Genomic DNA, 4,349 nt, shown 5'->3' with positions numbered 1-4,349 from the left:
ACCGCGTGACCGCCCGGCGGGGTCCGATCCGCCGGAGCGGGTAGGTGCGGTGGCAGGGTGCCGGTCGCGTCGCTCGCGACCGCCCCGCTCCACCGTCGTGGGGCTCCACCGTCGTGGGAAAGAGGCAGGCGGCATGTCGCATCCATCCGCGAAGGGCCGGACCAGCGGACCGGTCCCTGAGAACGTACGGGATCTGCTGACCCGCCAGCAGGCCGAGGTCGGCGCCCGGATCGCCGCGCTGGAGGGCGAGTACCGGGCGATCGTCGAGGCGAACGCCCTGGTCGCCGTCGACGACGAGCACGACCCCGAGGGGTCCAGCACCGCCTTCGAGCGCGCGCACGTCGCCGCCCTGCTCGCCCAGGGCCGCCAGGAGCAGGAACAGCTGGAGCAGGCGCTCAAGCGCCTGGACGACGGCACGTACGGCCGCTGCGAGGCCTGCCGGGCGCCCATCCCGGCCGGTCGCCTGGAGATCCGCCCGGCGGCCACCCACTGCGTCGTCTGCGCCGAGGCCGCCGCCCACGGCTAGGGCCGGTCTCGTGGATCGGGCCGTGGCGCGCTCTCCAGCCGGACGGGGGCGGCGCGCACTAGGCTGCCCTGCATGACCGCCGCCACGGGGACCACAGGTGCCGCCGCGTCGCGGCCGCGACGTCGGCTCAGTGTCGAGCAGCGGCGGGAGCAGCTGATCGCCGTCGCGCTGGACATGTTCGGGCGGCATCCGCCCGAGGAGGTGTCGATCGACGACATCGCCGCGGCGGCGGGTGCCTCCCGGCCGCTGGTGTACCACTACTTCCCCGGCAAGCAGGCCCTGTACGAGGAGGCGATCAGGCGGGCCGGCGAGCAGCTGGCCGCGCTGTTCGAGGAGCCGCAGGAGGGGCCGCTCTCCGATCGGCTGCACCGGGTGATGGGCCGCTACCTGGACTTCGTCGAGCACCACGGCCCCGGCTTCGCCGCACTGCTGCGCAACGCCTCACCGGCCGCGAGCCCGGGGACGGGCGCGGTCGTGGACCAGGTCCGGCACACGGCCGAGCGGTGCGTGCTGGAGCATCTGGAGCTGTCGGAGCCGAGTCCGCGGATGCGCCTCGCGGTGCGCACCTGGATCGGCAACGCCGAGATCACCGCGCTGGCCTGGCTCGCCGACCAGCAGGAGGGGCGGCGGCTGCACCGCGAGGAGCTGCAGCTGAAGCTCGTGCAGGAGTTCGTGATGCAGCTGCTGGTGGCGCAGATCCACGAGCCGGGCCTGCGGCCGCGGCTGCGCGGGTATCTGGCCCTGGAGCGTTCGGAGGGCCCGGCCGGACGGCTGTTGCAGGAGCTGACGGGCCTGATGTCGGACGGGGGCGTGGCGGACGAGGTGCTGCGGCTGGCGTCCGGCGGCCATCAGATATGAATGATTGTTCATTCGTTCCGGTATAGTTCTCCTCGGGAGCGCCGTCCGGCGCGCCCGCGACCACCCTGCGCGAGGAGCGAACCGTGAGCCACGACCACGAGCACGGCCACGCTCACGACGACCACGGCAACGGCACGGGCCACGACCACGCGGGCCACGGCGGCCATGCGGGACACAGCCACGGCGTCTCCGCCGACGCCGACCGCCGCTACCTGATCGGCGCGCTCTCGCTGATCGCCGCGTTCATGGTCGGCGAGGTCACTGTCGGCTTCCTGGCCCACTCCCTCGCGCTGATCTCCGACGCGGGCCACATGCTCACCGACGCGGCCTCGATCGTGCTGGCGCTGATCGCCATGCGCCTGGCCGCCCGACCGGCCAGGGGCTCGCTCACCTACGGGCTCAAGCGCGCCGAGATCCTCTCCGCCCAGGCCAACGGGATCACCCTGCTCGCACTGTCCGCGCTCTTCTTCTACGAGGCGATCCGCCGCCTGATCTCGCCCCCGGACGTCGCGGGCGGCGTGGTCCTGGTGACCGCGCTGGTCGGCATCGTCGTCAACATCGCGGCTGCCTGGTTGATCTCGCGGGCCAACCGCACCAGCCTCAACGTCGAGGGCGCCTACCAGCACATCCTCAACGACGCCTGGGCGTTCATCGCAACCGCGGTCTCCGGCCTGGTCGTGCTGCTGACCGGCTTCGACCGGGCGGACGCGGTGGCGACCCTGGTCGTCGCGACCCTGATGCTGCGGGCCGGCTACGGCCTGGTGCGCGAGTCCGGGCGGATCTTCCTGGAGGCCGCACCGACGGGTCTCGCCCCGGACGCCGTCGGCGCCCGGCTCGCCGCCGTGCCGGGCGTGGTGGAGATCCACGACCTGCACATCTGGACCATCACCTCCGGCTACCCGGCACTCTCCGCGCACGTCCTGGTCCGCGACGACCTCGACTGCCACGCGGTCCGCGTCGCACTCGAGCACGAGCTGCGCGAGCGCTACGAGATCGACCACACCACGCTCCAGGTCGACCACGCCTCCCCGGAGACGCTCCAGCTCGGCAGCGCCCCCGCGCGGGCGCAGGACGCGGCCCACTGCCGCGACCCGCACGGCAGCCCGCACCGCGCGGCGCACTGAGCGGCGACCGAACCGGGCATCGAACTGAGCGGTGCCCGAGGAGCCACTGAGCGGTCACTGAGCGATGAGCCACCCCTCCGCGTGGCCGTTATCAAGCTGTGACGCTCTGATTTGCCTCAAACCGGACAAACCCTAAAGGCTGCCCTCCCCACCCAGGCCGGTCTTACGAAACGCTTAGCCGACCGCGCACTAACGTGACGCACGCGGGGACGCGACGCGCCCTCGCCACCGAGCAGCAACCGAGGACCGATGACCCAGAACAAGCCGTCGCAGGCCGAGCGCCGCCGCATAGCCCAGGAGAAGATCGCCGCCCAGCGGGCCGCGGAGGCCCGGCGCCAGCGGACGATCAACATCTCCATGATCGTCGGCGGCGTCGTCCTGCTCGCCGGCGTCGGCGTCCTGGCCAACTGGGCCATCAACAGCACCGACAAGTCCAAGGCGAAGGCGGCGGCCAGCGCGGCCGCGACCGACCCCTCCATCGACAAGAGCGCCAACCTGCTCGCGTCCACTGCTCACCAGGCCGACGGCCAGGACATCGACGGCATCGTCAAGAGCAACGAGATGGAGCAGACGGTCTACCACATCCACACGCACCTGCAGGTGTTCGTGGACGGCAAGCAGATGACCATCCCCTACGGCGTCGGCATCGTCCCGCCGCTCCAGCTCCAGCAGGCCCAGGACGGCACCGCGTTCGTCGCGGGCGGCAGCAAGTTCTACTTCCTGCACACCCACGACGAGACCGGCATCATCCACGTCGAGTCGCCGACCCAGCAGCAGTACGACTTGGGCAACCTCTTCGACCTCTGGAACCAGCCGCTGAGCAGCGACAACATCGCCGGCCACCAGGGCAGGCTGACGGTCTTCGTCGACGGCAAGCCGTACACCGGCGACCCGCGCGCCATCGTGTTCAAGAACCTGGAGAAGGTCCAGATCGACGTGGGCACGGTCGTCCCTTACAAGGACTGGACCTGGCCCTCGGGCTACTAGGCCGACACCGTGAAGCGGACTGACGAGCGGGACGCGGACGCGGCGGCCGAGGACGCCGCGGAAACGCAAGGCTCGCTCGAGGCCCTGGAGGCGCTCGAGGCCGAGGCTGCCGCCCTGGAGGCGGCCGCCGCAGGCCGTGGCGGCCTGCCCGGGGCCCGGCGCGCGCTGCTGATCCAGGGCCCGCTCGTGGCCCTGCTGGCCGTGGTCATGATGCTGGTCGGGCACGGCGGCTCCGGAGCCGCCGCCTCGGCGGCGACCCCGTCCCCGCCGCCCGCGAAGCTGGCGTTGCTCTCCTCCCACCTGGACCCGCCCGCGCAGGCGTCGGGTCCGGTCGAGGCGTACCTCACCATCCGCAACGGCGGGGGCACGGCGGACCGCCTGCTCGACGTGACGACGCCGTGGGCGACCACCGTCCGCCTGGTCGACGCCTCCGGGCACACGCAGCCATGGATCACGGTCCCGGCCCACTCCTCGGTCACGCTTCGCCCCGGCGGGCTCCACCTGGAGCTCTCGGGCCTGCGGCGCACCCCGAAGCTGCACGACGTGATCCAGCTCGACCTGAGCTTCGCCCAGTCCGGCACGGTCCACTCCTGGGCCCCGGTCGGCCCGGCGAACACCCTCACGGTCGAGGACGTGATGCACGCCATGGACTACATGGACCGTCTGCCGCCCGAGAAGTAGCCGGGCGCGTCCGCCGCGCTCCCCGGCACCCCGAACGACCTGAGGCCCCACGCTCCGCCGAGCGTGGGGCCTCACGGCTCCCCCGTCAGATCGGGCGGCTGCGGCGGCGGTGCGGGTTCCCCCGCGAGCCGCACCGCCGGCGCAACCACCCGAGCTGGCGTGCTCATCCTCCA

Annotated in this window: 5 protein-coding genes; all 5 read left to right on the top strand. The window is 72.4% G+C overall.

All coding sequences use genetic code 11. The annotated features are described in order from the left end of the window. Window positions 1–133: 133 nt before the first annotated feature. The 5 genes from TR48_RS25060 to TR48_RS25040 all read left to right on the top strand — a co-directional run bounded on the left by TR48_RS25060 (window position 134) and on the right by TR48_RS25040 (window position 4,176). The gene (locus tag TR48_RS25060; protein ID WP_042371205.1) at window positions 134–526 is read left to right on the top strand and encodes a TraR/DksA family transcriptional regulator; all 393 of its coding nucleotides are present in this window, start codon (window positions 134–136) and stop codon (window positions 524–526) included. A 72-nt stretch (window positions 527–598) separates the two neighbouring features. Beyond that, the gene (locus tag TR48_RS25055) at window positions 599–1,384 is read left to right on the top strand and encodes a TetR/AcrR family transcriptional regulator (RefSeq protein ID WP_042371203.1); all 786 of its coding nucleotides are present in this window, start codon (window positions 599–601) and stop codon (window positions 1,382–1,384) included. Between the two features lie 83 nt (window positions 1,385–1,467). Further along, entirely contained in the window at window positions 1,468–2,508 is a 1,041-nt protein-coding gene (locus TR48_RS25050; RefSeq protein WP_042371202.1) for a cation diffusion facilitator family transporter, read from the top strand. Between the two features lie 249 nt (window positions 2,509–2,757). Next, on the top strand, window positions 2,758–3,495 hold the full coding sequence (locus tag TR48_RS25045; RefSeq protein WP_042371200.1) for a hypothetical protein: 738 nt from the start codon (window positions 2,758–2,760) through the stop codon (window positions 3,493–3,495). 9 nt (window positions 3,496–3,504) lie between these two features. Then, the gene (locus tag TR48_RS25040) at window positions 3,505–4,176 is read left to right on the top strand and encodes a copper chaperone PCu(A)C (protein ID WP_042371198.1); all 672 of its coding nucleotides are present in this window, start codon (window positions 3,505–3,507) and stop codon (window positions 4,174–4,176) included. Window positions 4,177–4,349: the final 173 nt, after the last annotated feature.

The sequence above is a fragment of the Streptacidiphilus neutrinimicus genome (genome assembly GCF_000787815.1).
Taxonomy (GTDB): Bacteria; Actinomycetota; Actinomycetes; order Streptomycetales; family Streptomycetaceae; genus Streptacidiphilus; species Streptacidiphilus neutrinimicus.
This window is presented reverse-complemented; position numbering and strand designations above follow the sequence as displayed.